At 37.0% G+C, this 21,604-nt stretch carries 17 protein-coding genes and 2 pseudogenes; 14 read left to right on the top strand and 5 right to left on the bottom strand.

Annotated elements, in window-relative coordinates:
- Together SLH51_RS18680 and SLH51_RS18675 are read left to right on the top strand one after the other, a co-directional pair.
- Positions 1-143: pseudogene (locus SLH51_RS18680) on the top strand (IS4 family transposase); the annotation flags it as partial.
- A gap of 128 nt (positions 144-271) precedes the next feature.
- Positions 272-1,252 carry a LacI family DNA-binding transcriptional regulator gene (locus SLH51_RS18675; protein ID WP_335962979.1) on the top strand — a complete coding sequence of 327 codons (981 nt, stop codon included), beginning with the start codon at positions 272-274 and terminating at the stop codon, positions 1,250-1,252.
- A 146-nt stretch (positions 1,253-1,398) separates the two neighbouring features.
- Here the strand turns inward: SLH51_RS18675 and SLH51_RS18670 are convergent, their stop codons facing one another.
- Positions 1,399-2,001 carry a YesL family protein gene (locus SLH51_RS18670; protein ID WP_335962977.1) on the bottom strand — a complete coding sequence of 201 codons (603 nt, stop codon included), beginning with the start codon at positions 1,999-2,001 and terminating at the stop codon, positions 1,399-1,401.
- Between the two features lie 193 nt (positions 2,002-2,194).
- Between SLH51_RS18670 and SLH51_RS18665 the strand changes: the two genes are divergently transcribed.
- From SLH51_RS18665 to SLH51_RS18645, 5 genes are all read left to right on the top strand, one after another.
- On the top strand, positions 2,195-3,487 hold the full coding sequence (locus SLH51_RS18665) for an ABC transporter substrate-binding protein (protein ID WP_335962976.1): 1,293 nt from the start codon (positions 2,195-2,197) through the stop codon (positions 3,485-3,487).
- Positions 3,488-3,572: 85 nt separating this feature from the next.
- Positions 3,573-4,520, top strand: coding sequence for a carbohydrate ABC transporter permease (locus tag SLH51_RS18660; protein ID WP_335962975.1), 948 nt, complete (start codon positions 3,573-3,575; stop codon positions 4,518-4,520).
- Between the two features lie 15 nt (positions 4,521-4,535).
- On the top strand, positions 4,536-5,378 hold the full coding sequence (locus tag SLH51_RS18655) for a carbohydrate ABC transporter permease (RefSeq protein ID WP_335962974.1): 843 nt from the start codon (positions 4,536-4,538) through the stop codon (positions 5,376-5,378).
- 9 nt (positions 5,379-5,387) lie between these two features.
- Positions 5,388-6,482, top strand: coding sequence for a Gfo/Idh/MocA family protein (locus tag SLH51_RS18650; protein ID WP_335962973.1), 1,095 nt, complete (start codon positions 5,388-5,390; stop codon positions 6,480-6,482).
- A gap of 23 nt (positions 6,483-6,505) precedes the next feature.
- Positions 6,506-7,252 carry a sugar phosphate isomerase/epimerase family protein gene (locus SLH51_RS18645; protein ID WP_335962971.1) on the top strand — a complete coding sequence of 249 codons (747 nt, stop codon included), beginning with the start codon at positions 6,506-6,508 and terminating at the stop codon, positions 7,250-7,252.
- Between the two features lie 177 nt (positions 7,253-7,429).
- Here the strand turns inward: SLH51_RS18645 and SLH51_RS18640 are convergent.
- Positions 7,430-7,657: pseudogene (locus SLH51_RS18640) on the bottom strand (glycoside hydrolase family 3 C-terminal domain-containing protein); the annotation flags it as partial.
- Positions 7,658-7,692: 35 nt separating this feature from the next.
- Here SLH51_RS18640 and SLH51_RS18635 point away from each other — a divergent pair.
- The 4 genes from SLH51_RS18635 (at position 7,693) to SLH51_RS18620 (ending at position 11,663) form a co-directional block, all read left to right on the top strand.
- Positions 7,693-8,886, top strand: a complete 1,194-nt coding sequence (locus SLH51_RS18635) for an MFS transporter (RefSeq protein ID WP_335962969.1) — start codon at positions 7,693-7,695, stop codon at positions 8,884-8,886.
- A 224-nt stretch (positions 8,887-9,110) separates the two neighbouring features.
- The gene (locus SLH51_RS18630; protein WP_335962968.1) at positions 9,111-10,088 is read left to right on the top strand and encodes a Gfo/Idh/MocA family protein; all 978 of its coding nucleotides are present in this window, start codon (positions 9,111-9,113) and stop codon (positions 10,086-10,088) included.
- Positions 10,089-10,256: 168 nt separating this feature from the next.
- The gene (locus SLH51_RS18625; protein ID WP_335962967.1) at positions 10,257-10,445 is read left to right on the top strand and encodes a hypothetical protein; all 189 of its coding nucleotides are present in this window, start codon (positions 10,257-10,259) and stop codon (positions 10,443-10,445) included.
- A 546-nt stretch (positions 10,446-10,991) separates the two neighbouring features.
- Positions 10,992-11,663, top strand: coding sequence for a protein kinase family protein (locus SLH51_RS18620; RefSeq protein WP_335962965.1), 672 nt, complete (start codon positions 10,992-10,994; stop codon positions 11,661-11,663).
- 92 nt (positions 11,664-11,755) lie between these two features.
- On the opposite strand, the gene SLH51_RS18615 is transcribed toward SLH51_RS18620, so the two are convergent.
- Entirely contained in the window at positions 11,756-13,450 is a 1,695-nt protein-coding gene (locus SLH51_RS18615) for a GMC family oxidoreductase (RefSeq protein WP_335962964.1), read from the bottom strand.
- Between the two features lie 254 nt (positions 13,451-13,704).
- Between SLH51_RS18615 and SLH51_RS18610 the strand changes: the two genes are divergently transcribed.
- On the top strand, positions 13,705-14,463 hold the full coding sequence (locus tag SLH51_RS18610) for a ThuA domain-containing protein (RefSeq protein ID WP_335962963.1): 759 nt from the start codon (positions 13,705-13,707) through the stop codon (positions 14,461-14,463).
- A 117-nt stretch (positions 14,464-14,580) separates the two neighbouring features.
- On the opposite strand, the gene SLH51_RS18605 is transcribed toward SLH51_RS18610, so the two are convergent.
- Complete coding sequence (locus SLH51_RS18605; protein WP_335962962.1) at positions 14,581-16,257, bottom strand: GMC family oxidoreductase; 1,677 nt, start codon at positions 16,255-16,257, stop codon at positions 14,581-14,583.
- A 259-nt stretch (positions 16,258-16,516) separates the two neighbouring features.
- Positions 16,517-17,458, bottom strand: coding sequence for a coiled-coil domain-containing protein (locus tag SLH51_RS18600; RefSeq protein WP_335962961.1), 942 nt, complete (start codon positions 17,456-17,458; stop codon positions 16,517-16,519).
- A 558-nt stretch (positions 17,459-18,016) separates the two neighbouring features.
- Between SLH51_RS18600 and SLH51_RS18595 the strand changes: the two genes are divergently transcribed.
- Together SLH51_RS18595 and rhaB are read left to right on the top strand one after the other, a co-directional pair.
- Positions 18,017-20,086 (top strand): bifunctional aldolase/short-chain dehydrogenase, encoded by a 2,070-nt coding sequence (locus SLH51_RS18595; RefSeq protein ID WP_335962960.1) that lies wholly within the window; start codon positions 18,017-18,019, stop codon positions 20,084-20,086.
- Between the two features lie 102 nt (positions 20,087-20,188).
- On the top strand, positions 20,189-21,595 hold the full coding sequence (rhaB, locus tag SLH51_RS18590; RefSeq protein ID WP_335962959.1) for a rhamnulokinase: 1,407 nt from the start codon (positions 20,189-20,191) through the stop codon (positions 21,593-21,595).
- The last annotated feature ends 9 nt before the right edge of the window (positions 21,596-21,604 follow it).

Genomic DNA, 21,604 nt, shown 5'->3' with positions numbered 1-21,604 from the left:
AGCTAATCGAGCTTCTTCAAGATGTCCTAAAAGAAAGTAACAAAAAGATTCAAAAGTTAATTCAATGTCAACTACAATAATGGATTGCAGGCTTACCTAACTACATCAAGGTCTACCTGCCTATTTCAGTGTGCGAAAGTTGAGTTAGTAATTATAACAAAAATCTAAAAAAGTTATTGACGAAGAATGTTACGAAACTGTAATATAATAAATGTAAGCGTTAACATAAATACAGGGGAATATTCCGCTTGATAAAGGACAGTGAAGTCAAATGTCAACGATGAAAGATGTCGCAAAAATAGCAGGGGTATCCATTATTACAGTTTCTAGGGTTATTAATAGTCCTGAGAAAGTGAAAGAATCAACTAGAAAAAGAATTCAACAAGTGATGACAGAGTTAGGTTTTCAGCCTAATCATACAGCAAAAGCATTAGTAACAAATAAAACAAGAACGATTCATCTTCTTCATCCAGATGTATTTGACACTTCTGACCCATACATAACGAAGCTAATTGGTGGAATTAGTTGTGAATTAAGTGAGAATCATTATTCATTTTTATTTAGAAAAGATTGGGAATTCCCTTATAAATGTGATGGTGTTATTGCGATGGGGCTTGGAAGAGAGGAGGATCAGCTTTTAAAGGATAAGATTGATGTGCCTTGTGTATTATTCGGTAGGACAACTGATATCGATTGGGTTAATGTCGACGATGTAAGTGGCGCTTATAAAATGGTCACATACATGATCAGTCAAGGTCATAAAGAAATAGGGATGTTAGTTCTTGATTCAAAAGAGCCGTTTGCTTCTGAACGACTTGAAGGTTATAGGGGGGCTTTAGAAGAAAACGGAATACCGTTTGATCCAAATCTTATTCAATATGTATCTGCTTTAGAGAAAGATGGATATAAAAAAACGTTGGAATTGTTAGAGTGCACTGATATTTCAGCATTATTTTGCTCAACAGACCTCCTAGCACTTGGAGCGATTCGAGCAGCTAGAGAATTAAACAAGAAAGTACCCGATGAACTTTCAATTGGGGGTTATGATGGGGTTTGGCTTGACCAAATAGCAGAACCGCAACTAACAACGATCAAGCAACCTGTATTTGAAATTGGCAAAAATCTTGCTAGATTACTAATTGCTAAAATTGAAAATCCTAATAAGTCAGTTGAGAATATTTTATACGATCCTGAATTAATTATTCGTAAATCAATTAGTAATAAAAATATAAGTAAGCATCATCAAAATTAGTAACGTTACCAACACTTAAAGATAGGATGTAATCGGCTCTGTCATTCTTTCTTACACAATGATGTTAACGTTATCACTGAACTGTAGGTGAAAATGTTAACGTTAACATAAAATTATTGTTGAGTAATGTTAACGTTAACATGAAACTAAATTTTTTGATCTACATCAGTAAATGATTTATGGCAAATTCGGTAGATAAAATAAGAGACTAAACTAAAACTGATTAAAATCGTAAGAGGATAGAAGAAAAACAACAGCATAGCAGCTCCGACAAACAGTACACATAACAGACTTACTTGGAGCTTACTTACTGAAAGCAAAAATGCATTTCTTAAAACCCCTGTTAAGGGTAACTTGTAATGAACAAGAACGGGAAATAAAAATAAGCTAGTTAAAACAAAAAAGATACAAAAAATAAGTAATAGAGGAAACATCATAGATTTTAAAGCTGTCGATTCGATCGTTGGTAGCATTCTAATATTCAGAATAATCAAATAGGACAAAATGACCCATATAACTCCAATCACAAAACTTTGTTTGAAATTTTCTTTGAAGTAGAGAAAGAAAGGCTTAAACACATTTGATGAATCTTCCTTCCTTATCCACTGGCGGACAACAGCAAACATAGCAGCTGTAGCAGGGAAAATTGTAATAATTGGAATGCACATGATCAACCAAAGGATGTTTAAGAGAAAAAAACTTGTAAGCTTTTCCAAAACTAAAATAAAACGACTTTGAAAGAGGTTCATGTTGTTATCACCTAAATTTCTAAATTTTTATTATAGAAAACTATCATATCATGATTGGGCTTAATTGATAATTGATTTCTTTGAAAGGGGTGATGCCTACCTAATAGTGCTTCAATTTATTATGTAGGGAGTTTGTGAGGTTTGTGAGAGTTTTACACTAAAAACGGAAGCGTTTACAAGGGGGATTTTTAACATGGGTAGAAACGTAAAAAAGTTATTATTTACAACATTTACATTTGTCTTAATTCTTGCTTTAACTGCGTGTAGTGGATCTAATTCTTCGTCATCATCATCTTCAGATGGGGAAACTAGTGGGGACGTTGAACTAACCGTTTGGATATGGCCAGGAATGGGTGTTGAAGAGTTAATTGAACAATATCAAGAAGAAAATGATGTAAAAATTAACATTCAACTTGCAGATTTTAATGATACTCACACAAACTTAACAACAGCTCTAGCAGCTGGTAGTGGTGCTCCTGACGTTGCGGCTATTGAGGTTAAAGGTATCGATAAAATGAAAGCAACACCTCAACATTTTTATAATTTGTATGAGCTAGGTGCTGAGGAAGTTCAAGGAGACTATTTAGATTGGAAGTGGCAACAAGCAGAAACAATTGATGGTGAGACGTTATTAGGATTACCAACAGACATTGGTCCACAAGCGATGGTTTATCGCCGTGACATTTTTGAAGAAGCTGGTTTACCAACTGAGCGTGAAGAAGTGGAGAAATTAATTCAAACGTGGGATGACTACGTTAAAGTCGGAGAGCAAGTGAAAGTAAATACAGGGAAATATATGCTCGATGCTGCAACTGGAATGTTTGCTGTCATCAAAGGTCAAGGTCAAGAAAAATACTTTGATGCTGATGGAAATGTGATTGTTGCAGATAACCCGCAAATTGAAAAAGGTTGGAATTATGCAATTGAAATGATTGAAAAAGATCTTGTTACACCATTTGATCAATGGTCAACTGAGTGGGGAACAGGAATCACTAATGGTGACTTCGCTACAATGTTAGCTCCAGCATGGATGATGAACAGAATTCAAGAATCAGCTCCAGATTCTGCAGGAGATTGGGATATCGCAGCTCTTCCTGAAGGTTCAGGTAACTGGGGTGGATCCTTCTTTACGATTCCAAAAGAATCAAAACATCCAGAAGAAGCTTATGCATTTATTAAGTGGTTATTAGCTCCAGAACAACAATTGAAAACATTTGAAATTTATGGTAACTTCCCGTCAACGCCTGGAATCTATGATTCTGAGGCAATGCAAAATTATACAAACGACTATTTTAATGGTGCACCTGTTGGAAAAATTTATGCTGAGGCAGCACAACAAGTACAACATGTAATTGAAGGTCCGGATTCAATTCAAATTGAGGAAATTTTAAATAATGCAGTTAACCGTGTTAGAGATGGTCAGGAGGAACCTACGTCAAGCTGGCAGACAGCAATGGGTCAACTTGAAAGAGAGTTAGGACGTTAATAAAACAACTGAGGGTGACTCAGAACAAAGTGATACTTTTGCTTTGAGTCATCCCTTATTTACTAAGTTGTAGGAGGGTAGCTTCATGGAGCCAAATGTTAAGATTGAAAATCAGAAAAGTCCGATAGAAGTTCCAAAGCCTAAAAAAACATTAAAACAAAGTACAAAAGATCATATATCTGGATACCTATATATTTCTCCGTTCTTTGTACTATTTGGGATTTTTGGTGTATTTCCAATTATCTTCACTGCCTACATTTCATTTCACAAATGGAATATTTTAGGTACTAGAGAGTTTGTGGGCTTATCAAACTACCAAAATCTATTGAGTGATCCTCTTTTTTGGAAGGCATTAGGAAACACGATGAGCATTTGGATATTATCTACAATCCCTCAACTAGCGATGGCTCTCATTTTAGCGTTTGTTTTAAATCAAGCTTTCTTAAAAGGGAAGCAATTCTTCCGATTAGCAATCTTTTTACCTAATATCACATCTGTAGTAGCAGTTTCAATCGTATTCGGAGCGATTTTTGGCCAACATTATGGGATTATTAACTATTTACTTTCCTTTTTAGGAGTAGATCCTATTAACTGGAGGACTTCTTATCTTGGTGCGCATGTTGCCATAGCGTCGATGGTTATTTGGAGATGGGTTGGTTACAATGCCATTATCTATTTAGCGGCACTTCAAAGTATTCCAAATGATTTATATGAAGCGGCAACGATAGATGGGGCAAATAAGGCACAACAATTCCTTTACATTACCATCCCAATGATTCGCCCTATGATTATTTTTACGATTATTCTATCAACAATTGGCGGAATGCAAATCTTTGCAGAACCACAAACGTTTTTAGGTAATGGCGGTGGAGCGATGAACCAGGGTCTCACCTTAACGCTTTATTTATATGAAGAGGCATTTGTCAGAAACTCATTTGGTTATGCGTCTTCTGTTGCGTGGTTATTATTTATCATTATCGTTATCTTTTCTTTAATCAACCTTTACTTCTCTAATAAAATTAAATCGGCATAGTAAGGAGTGAATAGAATGAAAGAGGTAGGAACCAAGCCATTGAATCTAAGTCGAATACTAATATATTTTACTCTCGTACTGTTTACATTCCTTGCGGTTTTTCCGTTTTATTGGATGTATGTAATTGGATCAAACACGACAGCGGCGATTAACCAGTTCCCACCAGCTATGCTTCCAGGGACTAACTTTATTGAGAATATGAATAAAGTATTCTCGAATATTCAGTTCTTTCAAGCACTATTGAACTCGTTTATTGTAGCATCAGCGATTACAGTTTCTGTTTTATTTTTCTGTTCATTGGCAGGTTTTGCCTTTGCCAAGTTGCATTTTAAAGGCAAGAATGCACTTTTTATCTTTGTTATTGCAACAATGATGGTTCCGGTTCAATTAGGCTTAATCCCATCCTATATGATTATTGCTAAGTTGGGATGGATTAATAGTTTGAATGCCATTATTGTTCCGGCAGCGGTTAACGCTTTTGGGGTGTTTTGGATGAGGCAATATATTTCCTCGACAATTCCGAATGAATTGATTGATGCGGGGCGAATTGACGGGTGTTCCAATTTTCGTCTGTATTGGACCGTAGTTCTCCCGGTCGTAAAACCAGCACTAGCAACTCTTGGTTTAATCACGTTTATGAATGTTTGGAATGATTATTTATGGCCATTAGTTGTATTAAAAGATAGTAGTGTTCATACAATTCAAGTAGCTTTAAGAACATTAAATGGAGCATATACTCAAGATTTTGGAATGATTTTAAATGGGACATTCCTAGCAACATTACCACTACTTGTTGTTTTCTTACTTTTCAGTAAACAAGTAATTGCAGGATTAACAGAAGGATCTGTTAAACACTAGGAGGTTCATATGGAAAAAATAAGGGTTGGAATCATTGGCTGCGGAAACATAAGTGATATTTATTTTGAAAACTGTCGTTCATATGAAAATATCGAAGTCGTTGCGTGTAGTGACCTTGATATTGGAAAAGCTCAAGAAAAGGCGAACACCTATAACACGATGGTATTAACATTAGAAGAATTGTATGAAAGTAACGAGGTTGACCTAGTGCTCAATTTAACGATTCCTAGTGCACATACTGAAGTTTCTTTAAAAGCTCTTCAAGCTGGGAAGCATGTTTATCTTGAAAAACCATTATCAATCTCTCTTAAAGATGGTCAGAAAATATTAGATCTTGCAAACGAAAAGGGATTGTTAGTTGGAACGGCACCTGATACCTTTTTAGGTGGAGGAATCCAAACGTGTAAAACGCTGATTGACTCAGGAGAAATTGGAAAGCCAATTGCAGCAACAGCTTTTATGATGTCTCATGGACCTGAAAGTTGGCATCCAAACCCTGGATTTTTTTACCAAGAGGGAGCTGGACCGTTATTTGATATGGGACCTTATTATTTAACAGTTTTAATTAATTTAATTGGTCCTGTTCGTCGCGTGACTGGTTCGGCACAAGTGACGTTTCCTGAGCGAACTGCTACAAGTGAAGCAAGAAATGGTGAAACAATTAAAGTTAATACACCGACTCATGTAACAGGAATTTTCGATTTTGTGAATGGGGCGGTTGGAACGTTAATTACTAGTTTTGATGTTTGGGGATCCTCCTTGTCATGGATTGAAATTTACGGAACTGAGGGTTCATTACGGGTGCCAGATCCAAACACGTTTGGAGGCCCGGTTTTTGTTAAGAAGCAAGGAGATCAAGTTTGGCGTGAAGTGAGCTTAACTCATGGTAACACTGAAAATAGTCGAGGCATTGGATTACATGACATGGCAGCTGCAATCATAACGGGAGAAGCTCATCGGGCATCTGGTGAAATGGCCTATCATGTTTTAGAAATCATGCATGGAATTTTAACTTCTTCAAAGACTGATCAGCATTATCATTTGACAAGTACTTGTCACGTTCCAAAGATAATGCCTGTTACAAATGAAATAGGAAGACTATAAAGGGGCGAAGGGGGTTTACTCAAATGATAACGTTGCCATTAGGTGTTCAGCTTTACACAGTACGTGAAGAAACAGAGAAAGATTTTATAGGGACGTTGAAAAAGGTAAAAGAAATTGGATATGAGGGCGTTGAGTTTGCTGGATTTGGAGGATATTCTGCTGAAGCATTGAAAGCAACGCTAGAGGAATTAGGGTTAAAAGGTTTCTCGAGTCATGTTCCATTAGACCAATTGGAAGACGATCTAGCCAATGTGATTGAATACCATGTAGTCTTAGGTGTAAAAAATATTGTCTGTCCTTTCATACCTGAAGAATATTGGGACTCTAAAGATAAATATCTACAACTAGCAACTCTATTTAATAAAGTAGGAGAGCAGTGCAAGGAAGCCGGGATTCAATTCAGTTATCATCATCATGCTTTTGAATTCAAACAATTTGAAGGTGAATATGCGTTAGACATTCTTTTAGCGAATACAGATCCTGAGCTTGTTCAGTTGGAATGTGATGTGTTCTGGGTTCAATATGCTGATATTACTCCAACAGAATATTTGAAAAAATATGAAGGACGTTGTCCAATGGTTCATGTAAAGGATATGAAGTTAAAACCAGAGAAGACATTTGCTGAAGTAGGAACTGGAGTAATTGATATTGATGCTGTTGTAAAAACAGCTGAAGAGATTGGTGCGAAATGGCTTATCGTTGAACAAGACAAATGTGAAGGTTCAGCAATTGAAAGTATCGAGCTAAGCTATAACAATTTAATGAAGTAAAAATATCTATCTAGAAGGGAATCTTTACATAGCATCTCTTTTGTTTAAGAGTTGTTGAGTAAGTACATCACATCTTATGATTATTGATTTCTTGTACAAAATTGAAGGACTAACTTGAGAAGAAGGTAACTCGTTAAGATTAAAATTTGACGAGTACCTTCTTCTTATTATTTGTAGGAGGATTCGCTGATAAATGTTAAGCCATGGCATTTCAATCGGTGCACCATTACTTAAAACTACAATAATATTGCTTTGTACTTCGGCAACCGCTTCGATTAATTGGCGATGATTTTCTGGGATTTTCAGGTGCTCACGGTCATACCCTTCTGATTCCATAGGTGGTAGCTTATACATTAAACCTCTTCGGTCACATAACGTGACTATTATTACATCAGGTGGTAAGATTATTAATATTCTGAATAAATCATGGGGAGATTTATGTGACTAATTATAAGAAAGATATTCTTTTCTTGAAAGGGCTTACCTTTCTTCATTTCGGTGGCAAAGCAATCATCCTTCCATTTTTACCTTTGTTTTTACTTGCAAGAGGATTTAGTATGGTAGAAATAGGAACGATTATGGGGGTAGCGCCACTTGTTAGTATTGTAGCACAACCAGTAGTGGGCTTTATAAGTGATAAATATAAAACAGTGAAAAAAATATTAATTATTTTATATTTTGGTGTAGCTGCTACCAGTTTTGGGGTCTTTTTTCATGAATCTTTTTGGGTGGTGTTTATTTCCTTTTTGTTATTGCATTTTGCTTTGTCTCCAGCGACTCCACTAATTGATAGTATGACATTGAAGACGTTAGGTTCTCATAAACATGAATACGGCAAAATTCGTTTATGGGGATCCATTGGTTTTTTCTGTCTTGCCTTACTATCCGGTCCTATTCTCGAGTGGATTGGTATTGAACAATTATACCTTCCTTTTTTAGGAATGACTGCTTTAACTATTTTTGCATTAGCATTTCTTAAAGATGGTACAGCTTCAACGACTCCGGTAAATATAAGGTCAGTAGGTGAGGTTTTAAAGAACCGTGTATTTATCACTTTTTTATTATTATGCTTAATGGTCATTATCCCACATCGCATTAATGATATGATGATCGTTATCCATTTAGAGAGTCTTGGGGCAACAACATTTTGGGTGGGCCTTGCATGGGCATTAGCTGCAGTAAGTGAGGTTCCAGTATTTTATTACCTTGCTAGAAAAATAAAAAATTACAATGAAGTGTTTTTATTAGCTATAGTTGCATTATTGTATACGTTACGATGGATGTTGTACGGTATTATCAGTTCACCATACATACTATCACTTTTACAAATTTCTCAAGGTGTTACATTTGGACTTTTCTGGTTAATTGCTATGCAGATGGCTGTTAGATCTGTTCCAGAGCACCTGCGAAGTACAGGCCAAGCACTATTAACCTCTGTATGCTTTGGAATAGGTGGTGCAATAGGGGGGACAGGTGGTGGTTGGGTGTTAGAGCATTTAGGATCACAGTCTCTGTATCAGATGATGGCTGGAATGACGTTTATTGCTACTTTGCTAATTTTTCTCTTTTATCGATATTCTCAAGGGAAAAGTGTAGTTCACCATGAACAAAAAAAGGATAAAGTTAATCATTGAATTATCATCGTTAGTTCTAGCAGAAAGAATAAAAAGAAGATTGACTCTTTAACATATAGAGTTGGATAGATTTTAATAATTTGTTTTCGGATCAGGACTATTAAAAAGAGAAAATAAATATATTAAAATGAAATAGAACTTGTATATGTTATGATAGGTTGCAAGTAGGTAGTAGGTTGATATAAAAATGATACCGCTTTAAATGGCGGAGGAGGAACCTTGCTATGTCATTACAGATTGGAATAGTGGGTACAGGAAATTTTAGTAAACTTCATGCAGGGATTTTAGAAAAAATGGAAGATGTAAGAATCCAGGCGGTATGTGGAACAAGCAAAGAAAAAGCGGAAAAATTTGCTTCTCAGTTTAATCATGCACATGCCTATGAAGATGTGCAAATAATGCTTGATTCAGAGAAATTAGATGCTGTATATATATGTGTTCCGCCTATGACACATGGGAAAATTGAAATGGAAGTAATTGAAAGATATATTCCACTTTTTGTGGAGAAGCCTCTTGGGATAAACCTAGATCTTCCGACTGAGATTGTACGTGCGATAGAAGATAAATCGTTAATTACTTCTGTTGGATACCATTTTAGGTACAAGAAGTCTTCCCAACAGTTAAAAGAAATGTTAGAGAATCAAAAAATAGGAATGGCGATAGGACAATGGATGGGAGGTATGCCAATGGTTCCTTGGTGGCGAAACCAACAAGGGTCTGGAGGACAATTTAATGAACAAACAACTCACCTTGTAGATTTACTACGTTTTACAGCGGGTGAAGTGGAAGAAGTGTTTGCGATGTTTGGGAATCAAGTGATGCATGAAAAAGTTGATTCTGTAACTGTTGCTGATATTGGAACGGTCAGTTTGAAATTAAGAAATGGATCTATTGCTACTTTATCTAACACTTGTATTATGCCAAAGGATACGTATCGATGCGGGTTAACGTTCTATACTGATCAATCTATTATCGATTGGCAATTTGATGGATTACAAGTGAAGATGAATGGCGAACAATCGGAAATAAAAGATCAAACAAACCCTTACGAGGTTGAAAATGAAGCATTTATTCATGCAATTCGTACAAAAGATACATCACGGATCCTTTCAAATTACGAAAATGCATATAAGACGCAAGAAGTTACAAGTGCAGCGTTTCAATCAGCAGCAACCGGCAAGCCTATTAAACTAAATGCCTAAAAATTTTTCTTGTTTAGTTACACCATATTTAAAAAGTAAGACTTCTAACGCTTTTCGTAAAAAGGTATATCCCATAAGTATTAACTATCCACCTCTGCACTTACATGATGATATTTGTTGTATAATTGAAAAAAGATGCCAAGTAAGGTACATGTTGGAGGTAAAACAATGGACTATCTCATGTTTTGTGATTATTGTGGAATGCCAAAGCCGATAGGGGAGCATATCATGAGGGAGTACTTTTGGATTGCAAGCCATGTATATTGTAATAACTGTGACAAGCCAAATGAGATTCCAAAAGAGTTGCAGGAAATAGCTCGACAAATGAGTCGAGATTACTATGAAAAGAACGAGTAAATGGATACGCTAGCTTAATAATTTAGTATCTTCCATGATGGTAATGCTTCCAGTTATTATTGCTTTTCGTGCTTGTTAAATGAAAAGTCTGCCATGGGCGGTAAAAAGGTGATGGAAGTGCAAGATGTCAAAAATAATAATTGACGAATTTATTCTGATCACTTATGATTAAGTAATAAAAGTGAATATGAATATTTCTCCTAAAGGGGAGTAGCTTTTACAGCAAAGTCGTCATCCCAGAGTGTCAAAACTCTCGGCTTTGTTGGCAACGTTATGTTGTTAGCAAGACCTTTACTATTTTGGTAAAGGTCTTTATTTGTGTAAAAAAACCTTTGCCGAATTCGGTAAAGGTTTTTTTGTTTAGAAAAGAGGAATATATAACAATATGTTGGTGAAGTAAGTCAATTAGAGGGTACTTTATCACATCGTCAGTAGCTGTTTACCGAAACGGTTTGCCAGATGTTCTGAATGGAAAATCACATTCTATGTTGTTCTTAATTTATGTGCATTTGGTCATAATTTATGTGAAGGAAGGAAGATGAACATATGAGTTGGGAATTCGTAGCAGGTAAAATAAAGACAATAGAAGTCGTATCAAACAACGAAAATGAACTTGTTACAGTAAAGGGAATTCCTGATCGTTTCCAGTGTATTGGTGTGGGGACAGATGCTGCGGTAGTTCGTTCAGTTGACGCTCCTGATTATGCTTTTAAAGTATACAGCAATGACAAATTAGAAAAATTAGAAGTGGAAAAGCAAGTATATGAAAAGCTTGGTCAGTCGGATTTTTTTCCTAATTATTATGGGAGCGGTTCTACTAATCTTGTTTTAAGCTTTGAAAAGGGACTCACTTTATATGATTGTTTATTAAAAGGAATTCATATACCAAAACAAGCCATAGAAGACGTTGATAAAGCAATAGTCTACGCGCTCAGTAGGGGACTAAACCCACGAGATATACATTTAAAAAATATCCTTCTCCATGAAGGAAGAGCGAAATTACTTGATGTCTCTGAATATTTGAAACAAGGAAATGATTGTAGATGGGATTATTTGAAACAAGGCTATCAGGAAAATTATCACGTAATAGATGGAAAAGTGGTCCCCTTTTGGATAGTTGAAACTGTAAGGAAATGGTATAACCAAACACAGCCTGATACATTTAACTTTCCAGACTTTGTACGAAAACTCACGAAATTGTTTCGAGTGGGAGCTTAGTAGATAAGTGTAGGTTAGTAAGAAACAACAACTAGCTTGAGCGATTCAAGCTAGTTGTTATATCTGATATTACAAATTTTTACCTCATTGAATCAAGATTTATTTTTGATTCCTTTTTCTACTATATAATCAGCCGTACGCATGGCGACAGCAATCGTCGTTAGCGTTGGGTTTGCCCCTCCCATAAATGGTAAGATACTGTTATCAGCGACAAACAGATTAGACATACCATGCACTTGACCATATTCGTTTGTTACGGATGTCGCTGGATTATTCCCCATGCGGCAAGTGCCTGCAGCATGATAGTCGCTCCCAGGGGGGAGAAGACAAGGACTCGTTTCAATTGTTAACTCCAAGGTATTAATTGCATGAAACATATCATTTACCATTTGTTGAATGATAGATAAATCTTGTTCACTGTAAGAAAAATGAACATTCAGTTTTGGAACACCGTACCAATCCACGTTATCTCGTTCAAGGACGACGCGGTTATCGCGGTTAGGCTCAACAATTCCAAAGCCCCAAAAACCGATATCCAATTCTTTCATGAAAGGCTTCGTTTCATAGGAGTAAAATTCATAAGGAAAGGGTCCTTGAACGCTTATTTGATATGGCCGTTTTTCTGTGCTAGGGATCTGAATGTTTGCAAGCCCCAAAACCTCACCGAATTCTTCGCGCGAGACAAGACATCTAGAGGTAACAAAAGAATGACTAATTAAATATTTGCCGATTGCCTCTCCAGGAATGTTAGAATGAAGCAGAAGACGAGGAGTTTCAAATGTACTCCCAGAAACGACAACGTTTTTCCCGTGAATTGTATATGACTTTCGGTCCGGAGTCATCACCTTTATGCCAGTGACTTTGTTGTTTTCGTGTAGAAGCTTCACAACATTGGCATTAACGGCAAAGTCAACCCCGTTCCAGTTAAGCGCCCAAGCCATAAATTCAAGAGAACTAAAAAAGACATTTGAATGTATATGTCCATAATAACTAGAGCTTAAGTCAATTGCTCGAGGAAGGTTTGTCGCATCATGGTACCCTCCCTCTCTCAGTCTTTTTAAAAGGGTTTCTTGAAGGTTAGAGCCCTTCGTAAACTCAGTAGTTACATTCATAACCCGTTCAGCGATATTGTAGTATTCGATGAGATCATCAAAAGTAATCGGCCATTCCTTAAAATCACTCGGGTGAAAACGAGGGCTTACCGTTCCCCAACGCAGAGTCTGGCCTCCTAAACCGAAAAGCTGTTTAGCACCGGGAAATTCAGGCCATTCCGTTTCTTTTTGAACATTGAATGCAGGGTTTTGTAAAAATCGCCCGGCTGTTTTGGCAGTCGGTAAATTAGCGACATGAGTAGGAATAATTAAATCACCTCTTTCCAAAACAGCAATTCGTTTCCCTTGATTTCGCCACTGTTCAGCCAGCCTCCAGAGACTCGATCCTCCACCTGCTCCGCTTCCAACGATAATAACATCATAGTTTGTTTCTTCCATTTCTTCTAAAGAAGTAAGAGGGAACCAGTGGTCTGAATAATCTATTTCTGGACTAGGAGGGCAATCTTCATAAGTTGGAACAATTTCCTCATTGTCATTTGTTATTTGACGGGTTTTTTTTAATATTACCTGTTTAGGAGAAGAGGGAACTTTTACTTTCTGACCGGAAATATCTGCATCTGGATGAGAAAGGTGTGGATTATGGATTCTTAGCTTATTCAAATCGACGTTTTGATTATAGGCCAAATTCCGTAATGTTGTTCCTTTTTCAGCGATTATTATCTTCAGTGCTACCACCTCATTCGTTGAACGTTTATGTAAGTATATGATGACAACACGATGAATTTGACAACAATTTCATATCGTAGGACATTATCTGTTATTAATGAGTGTATAAAAAGGTGATAATCTTCTTTTGGAAAAACTTCAATTACGCATAATTCATATGCCAATCCTAATTCCTTCTAAATTTTGTAAACGTTCATATAATTGGCTATAGATTAAAAGTTAGAGTTGAGAAAAATCTTCTAAAGATGAAAAGGGAGGACGATATGTTTAAAATAACAATTGGATCAAAAACGTTCGAAATGAAGACAATCAATGTGACGGTGTGGAATGAATATATCCACGAACAAACAGATCCAGCTGTAGCGGAAAGATACCCTAAAGGGATCCATAATACCATTGCTGAAGGTTTGCAGCCGTATAACTTCAATATCCGAACAGCAACACTTGAACAACCAGAGCATGGTTTGACAAAAGAAGTACTAGATCAAACTGATGTACTAATCTGGTGGGGGCACTTAGCTCACGAAGAAGTGGCTGATGAGATTGTTGAAAGAATGTATGAAAGAGTACTTAATGGCATGGGGTTAATCGTGTTACACTCTGGCCATTTCTCGAAAATTTTTAAAAAGTTAATGGGCACAACCTGTGACTTAAAATGGAGAATAGCAGATGAGAAGTCTAGGTTATGGGTAGTTGATCCCGCTCATCCGATAACAGAAGGCATTGGAGAATACATCGAACTTGAGGAAGAAGAAATGTACGGAGAATTTTTTGATATTCCTGCTCCTGAACAGCTTATCTTTATTAGTTGGTTCAAAGGTGGTGAAGTGTTTCGCAGCGGCTGTGCCTATCATCGTAGGCAAGGGAAAATCTTTTACTTCCAACCCGGCGATGAGAGGTATCCTACTTATCACAATCATGAGATTATAAAAGTGATCGCGAATGCCGTGATATGGGCTGCATCACCGCATGGGGCAGCACCGACTTTTGGAAATGCAGAGCCTCTAGAAGATATAAACTAAAAATTCAAATAGGATGACAACGGAATAGCAGCTTCCTTTGTCATCCTATTTCTAATCTAATGTTGAATCTTAAGGCACTTTCATTCTTTTCTAGTAGGGAAATTTGTACTCAATTTTTTATACATTCTCATTTTTTATAATATAATCAGCAGTTCGCATAGCTACAGCTACGGTCGTTAGTGTAGGATTGGCCCCACCCATGAATGGTAAGATACTGTTATCAGCGACAAACAGATTTGACATCCCGTGCACTTGACCAAACTCATTTGTAACAGATGTAGCTGGATCAATGCCCATGCGGCAAGTACCCGCAGCGTGATAATCGGTCCCCGGAGGCAAGAGACATGGACTCGTTTCGAAAGTTAATTGCATACTATTAATGGCGTAAAGCATATCACCCACCATTTGTTGAATAATAGCATAGTCTTGTTCGCTGTAAGAGAAACGAACATTCAGAGTTGGAACCCCATACCAATCCACGTTAGCGGGATCAAGGATGACACGGTTATCACGATTTGGCTCCACAGTTCCGAACCCTAACAGGCTAACCTCTAGTTCTTTCATCAAAGGCTTCGTTTCATAGGCATAAAATTCATAAGGATGAGGTCCTGTAACTGCTATTTGGTATGGCCGCTTATCAGTACTAGGAAGCAGAATGTTCACGAGCCCTAATACCTCTTCAAATTCCTCTCGTGAGACAAGATTAGAGGAAGAAACAAAAGAATGAGTAATTAAATATCGACCGATCGCCTCTCCTGCAATCCCAGAATGAAGCAGTAGGCGGGGGGTTTCAAATGTACTCCCAGAAACGACAACGATTTTTCCATGAATTATATATGATTGTCGGTCCGGAGTCATTACCTGCACTCCAGTTACTTTGTTGTTTTCATGTAGAAGCTTCACCGCATTGGCATTAACGGCAAAATCAACCCCATTCCAGTTAAGCGCCCAAGCCATAAATTCAAGGGAGCTAAAAAAGACATTTGATTGTATATGTCCGAAATAGCTAACGCTTAAGTCAAACGTTCGAGGAATGTTTGTCGCATCATGATAACCGCTCTTTCTCAGCCTTTTTAAGAGAGATTCTTGAAGGTTAGAGCCCTTCGTGTATGCTGTATTCACTTTCATGACCTGTTCAGCAATGTTGTAGTATTCAATGAGATCATCAAGTGTAAAAGGCCATTCGTTGAAATCACTACGATGAAAACGTGGACTCATGCCTCCCCAAAGCAGCGTTTGGCCTCCTAAACCGAAAAGTTGTTTAGCTCCTGGAAATTCAGGCCATTCCGTGTCTCTTCGAATATTGAATGCAGGGTTTCGCAGAAATCTCGCTGCGGTTTTAGCAGTCGGTAAATTGGCTACATGAGTCGGTACGAGTAAATCACCTCTTTCTAAAACAGCAATTCGTTTCCCTTGATTTCGCCACTGTTCACTCAATCTCCAAAGAGTGGCTCCTCCGCCTGCTCCGCTTCCAACGATGATCACATCATAGTTTATTTTTTCCATATCTTCTAAAGAAGTTAGTGGGAACCAGTGATCTGAATAATCGATTTCTGGACTAGGAGGGCAATCTTCATAAGTTGGAACAATTTCCTCATTGTCATTTGTTATTTGACGGTTTCTCTTTAAGATTACCTGTCTAGGAGAAGAAGGAATTTTTACTTTCTGACCAGAAATGTCTTCATCTGGATGGGAAAGATGTGGATTATGAATTCTAAGTTTATTCAAATTGATATTATGATGATGGGCCATTTGTCGCAATGTTGTTCCTTTTTCGGAGATTACGATCTTCATTGTTACCACCTCATTCGTTGATCATTTAAGTAAGTATATGGTGATAACACGAAGAATTTGACAACTATTTCATACCATAACGTGCTTCAGTTATTAGTGAGTATGCAAAAAGGTGATTCCTCTATTGGGAAACGTTTGATCTTATTATTATTTGGGGAATTTCACCTGTGCAGAAAGGACTATTATCCATCAGTTGGTTTATTATTCTGATTTTTAAAAGTTGCGCAGTTCTTTCATTTTGGTTAGCAATAGTAGCTTGTCATTGCTCTTTTTCGTCAGTTAACTGGGCAATAATATTGTCCTTTTGTACAATTGCATCCTCTAATTTTGAGATTCTCATGCTTAGTTCAGTAATCTGTATATCCCGTAGAGTGATTTCATTTGCTAGTCCAGTTAATTGGGTATCGCGCAATGTAATTAAATTGTTTCGTTCTACAAGCTGCTGATCTCGTAAAATAATTGTGTTGTTTCGCTCAGTTATTTGGTTATCCCGTAAAGCAAGTAAATTGTTTCGTTCAGTAAGTTGTATTTCCCGTAAAGCAAGTAAAATATTACGTTCAGTTATTTGCATATCCCGTAAAGCAAGTAAATTGTTCCGTTCAGCAAGTTGTATATCCCGTAAAGCAAGTAAATTATTCCGTTCAGCGATTTCTAAATCACGTAATGCAATAATTATATCTTTTTCTTTTATTTGCAAATCACGTAATGCAATAGTTATATTTTTTTCTCTTATTTCCAAATCACGCAATGCAATAGTTATATTTTTTTCTCTTATTTCTAAATCACGGATAGCTATCTGGATTTCAAGTTCTCGTATTTGAGCCTCAAGCTCGCGTATTCGAATCTCGAGTTCCTTGTTTTGGGATTCAAGTTCCGTATTCCGATCTCCAAGCTCTGTATTTTGAGATTCAAGTTCCGCATTCTGTTCTTCGAGATCCTGTATTCGAGCTTCTTTTTCTTCAAGTTTCTTTTTCGTTTCAAAATATTTTCTTCTACATAAGTTTAGAATTTTGTTGCATTCGGTAAGTTCATTCTCAATATTCTCTTTACTCTCTTTACTCTCTTTACTCTCTTTACTTTTGCTCAGATAGCGCTTTAATTTCTTTTCAATTTTTATAGTAAAGAGAGGGGATGAACCATGTTTCTTTAAAGGTAGAAAGTAACCACCATTATTTTTTTTATTTCTTTTGAATTTATCCATACCACATAACCCAATCCCTTTTAAAATAGTAGTAGTTTTATTACGGTTCCTGTCCCCAAAAGGTAAAAGGTGATTTCTAGAATTCCTTCCTAGGCTTCACTTCGTATAGATTTAAATTCTAGCTCATTTAATGAGCCCACTCGTTAAATGGGATAGTCTCTTCTTATTAGGAGGTATATGTTCTATTTAATAATTATATACGACGGGCCTTATTTAGATGTTATCTATATTCTAACTGATAAATATGAGAAATTGAGCATTAATTTGTAATATTACTTATAGAATGTTAGGCACTGAAAAAGTCCATCGAGGAAGTGGCAATGGCTTCGCACGTTGCGCGCCCGCGATCCACTCATAGCGAACTTTAAAAGAAGGCAACGGATAGCTCATAGAATGTTAGGGTCATTTTTTCCTAGCATTCTTTTTTTTTGCTTTTTATGTACAGTTGGATGGAAACGCATTATCTTTATGAAACAAAATAAAACAAAATATATACAAACATAAACGGACATGTTATATTATTTTCAGAAGAAAATAAAGGTTGCTTCGGAGGTAATTATGGTACAGAATCTATGGAATGAAGAAAAAGCAAATACATTAACTGCAGGACTTAGTGAACTTGTCTATCGTTCTAATTTAATAGGAACAGATCGCGCTGTTTGTAACTGGGGTGGCGGTAACACATCTATGAAAACGGTTGAAAAAAATTTCCGTGGCCGTGATATTGAAGTAATGTGGGTAAAAGGAAGTGGATCTGATTTAGCAACAATGCAAGCAAAGAACTTCACAGGCTTAAATCTTGAAGATATTCGTCCACTTATTGAGCGTGATGAAATGCCAGATGAAGAAATGGTTGAATACTTGTCTCATTGTATGATTGATAGCAAACATCCTCGTGCTTCGATTGAGACATTGCTTCATGCATTCTTACCTTTTAAACATGTTGATCATACGCATCCAGATGCAATTATTAGCATTTGTTGTGCGGATAATGGAAAAGAAGTTGCAAAAGAAATCTTTGGAGATCGTTTTGTTTGGGTCCCTTATGTTCGTCCAGGATTCACTCTTTCAAAAATGATCGCAGATGGAGTTCAGAATAATCCAAATGCTGATCTTGTTTTAATGGAGAAACATGGTTTAGTTGTTTGGGGAGAAACAGCAAAGGAAAGCTATGACAAAACCATTTCTGTTATTAATGAGGCAGAAGAATACATCAATACACGAATTGATGTAAACGCTACATTCGGTGGTAAGAAATATGACTCACTTTCTGAAGAAGATCAAAAGAAAACTTTAGCGAAAGTAATGCCGGTCATCCGCGGTGCTGTAAGTGATGAAAAGAAAATGCTTTTAACATACGATAACGCAGAGGATGTATTAGAATTTGTGAATAGCCTTGATGCAGCTGAGCTTTCTCAAGTTGGTGCAGCTTGTCCAGATCACTTAGTTCACACAAAGATGAAACCTTTATACATTGATTGGGATCCTTCTACAAAAAATACTGATCAATTAGTTGAAGCAATTAAAACAGGTGTTGAAAGCTTTAAAGAAGAGTACAAAGCTTATTTCGAACGTAACAAAAATGAAGGTGACGTTATGTTTGAACCAGCACCACGTGTCATTTTAATTCCTGGTATCGGAATGGTGAATTCAGGGAAAAACGTAACAATGGCAAATGTGAGTGGGGCTCTATATCACCGTGCGATTGCGGTAATGAAAGGTTCAACAGCTCTTGGAAGCTTCGTTTCATTAAATGAAAATGAATCTTACAATATTGAGTACTGGCCACTTGAGCTTTACAAACTATCTCTAGCACCACCTGAAGCTGAGTTTTCTAGAAAGGTAGCTTTCGTAACAGGTGGAGCTGGTGGGATTGGTAGCGAAACGTGCCGTCAATTTGTAGCGGAAGGTGCGCATGTTGTCCTTGCTGATCTTAACCTTGAAAGAGCAGAAAAAGTAGCTGCTGAAATTAACGAACAGTACGGTGAGAATCGTGCGATTGCAGTGAAGATGGACGTTACAAGTGAAGAGCAAGTTCAAGCAGCTTTTGAGCAAACTGCTCTAGCTTATGGCGGCGTTGACATCATTGTTAATAATGCTGGTCTAGCAACTTCAAGTCCATTTGATGAAACAACATTAAAAGAATGGAATCTAAACATGAATGTACTTGGAACAGGTTATTTCCTCGTTGCCCGCGCGGCCTTTAAACAAATGAAAGATCAAGCGATTGGTGGAAGTATGGTCTTTATCGGGTCTAAAAACTCCATCTATGCAGGAAAGAATGCATCTGCCTACAGTTCGGTCAAAGCACTTGAAACGCACTTGGCAAGATGTATTGCAGCAGAAGGTGGCGAATTTGGAATTCGTGTGAACTCAGTTCTTCCTGATGCGGTTCTTCAAGGTTCAGCAATTTGGGGTTCAAGCTGGAGAGAAGAGCGTGCGGCAGCTTATGGAATTGAGCCAGATCAATTGGAAGAGCACTATCGTAAGCGTACGACGCTTTTAGCAAATATCTATCCAAAAGATATCGCTGAGTCCATTTTATTCTTCTCATCGTCAAAAGCGGAGAAGACAACAGGTTGTATGATTACAGTTGACGGCGGTGTACCTGCTGCCTTTACTAGGTAATTTCTAAATATTAAGTAGGCTTTTGACCCCCGTGCTTATAATTTAGTTAGGGGTCAATGCTTTCATTATGGTAGCAAACGCTTACGTTCATGGAGGTGCCGTATGAAGAAGAAGTATTGTCTTTCTGTTGATATTGGAGCTTCAAGTGGAAGGCTTATTCTTGGAGATTTGCATGAAGATCAATTAAATTTAGAGGAAATTCATCGTTTTGATAACAGCATCATCGAGAAAAACGGTTACTTTTGCTGGGACATCGATGCGTTGTTTTTTGAGATAAAAACAGGTATTCAAAAGTGTAATCAAATTGGAATTCAACCTGTAAGCATAGGGATTGATACATGGGCTGTTGATTTTGTCTTACTCGATGAACGTGACCAACCTTTAACAGATTCAGTTAGTTACCGCGATCCTCGTACGGATGGGATTATGGAAGAGGTATTGGAAATCTTTATGAAGGAACGGTTGTATTTAGAAACAGGCATTCAGTTTCAAAAGTTCAATACGATCTATCAACTTTATGCATTAAAGAAGCAGAATCCGGAAGTGTTAGAAAAAGCAAAGTCATTTCTTATGATTCCTGATTATCTACATTTTTTATTAACTGGCAGAAAAGCAAACGAATATACGAATGCTACATCAACGCAACTAATCAATGCTTTTACAAAAAAATGGGATAAAGAAATCATCAACACATTAGGTTTGAATGTTGAGATGTTTGAAGAAATCAAAATGCCAAAGGAAACGCTCGGTAGCTTGAGGGAAGAATTAGTTGAAGAGTTTGGCTTTGATATGGACGTCATCTTACCAGCTACTCATGATACGGGTTCGGCAGTACTTGCAGTTCCTGAATTAGAAGATACGATTTACATTAGTTCAGGAACATGGTCATTAATTGGTGTCGAAAACCACTTTCCAATCTGTGTAACGAAAGCTCTTGATTATAATTTTACAAATGAAGGCGGGATGGATTATCAGTTTCGTTTCTTAAAAAACATCATGGGTCTTTGGATGATTCAAGAGGTAAGGCGAAATTATGATAATCAGTATTCGTTTGCAGAACTTGTGGATCTGTCTCGAGCAGTGTCTGGTTTTGAGTCAACTGTGAACGTGGATGATCAACGTTTTTTAAAACCAGATAATATGATCGAAGAAATTCAAAACTATTGCAAAGAAACTAGTCAAACAGTACCTGAACAGCCTGGTGAAATCGCAAAATGTGTGTTTGAATCTCTTGCGAATAGTTACAAGAAAGCCGTTGCTGAAATAGAAAATATTTTCGAAAAAGAATTTAGTACGGTCAATGTGATTGGTGGCGGTTGTCAAAATGAGTTGTTGAATCAATTAATTGCTGATGTCACGAAAAAAGAGGTGTATGCAGGTCCGGTTGAGGCAACCGCTATTGGAAATCTCGTTGTGCAATTTATTGCAATAGGTGAAATTGAGAATATTGATAAGGCAAGAGGCATTATCAAAAAATCTTTTGAAGTGAAAAAATACACTTATTCCTGAAATGGAATT

This window comes from Halalkalibacter kiskunsagensis, assembly GCF_037027555.1.
Classification (GTDB): Bacteria; Bacillota; Bacilli; order Bacillales; family Bacillaceae_D; genus Halalkalibacter; species Halalkalibacter kiskunsagensis.
Note: the sequence above shows the minus strand (reverse complement) of the source record. Positions and strands in the feature narration are given on the sequence as shown.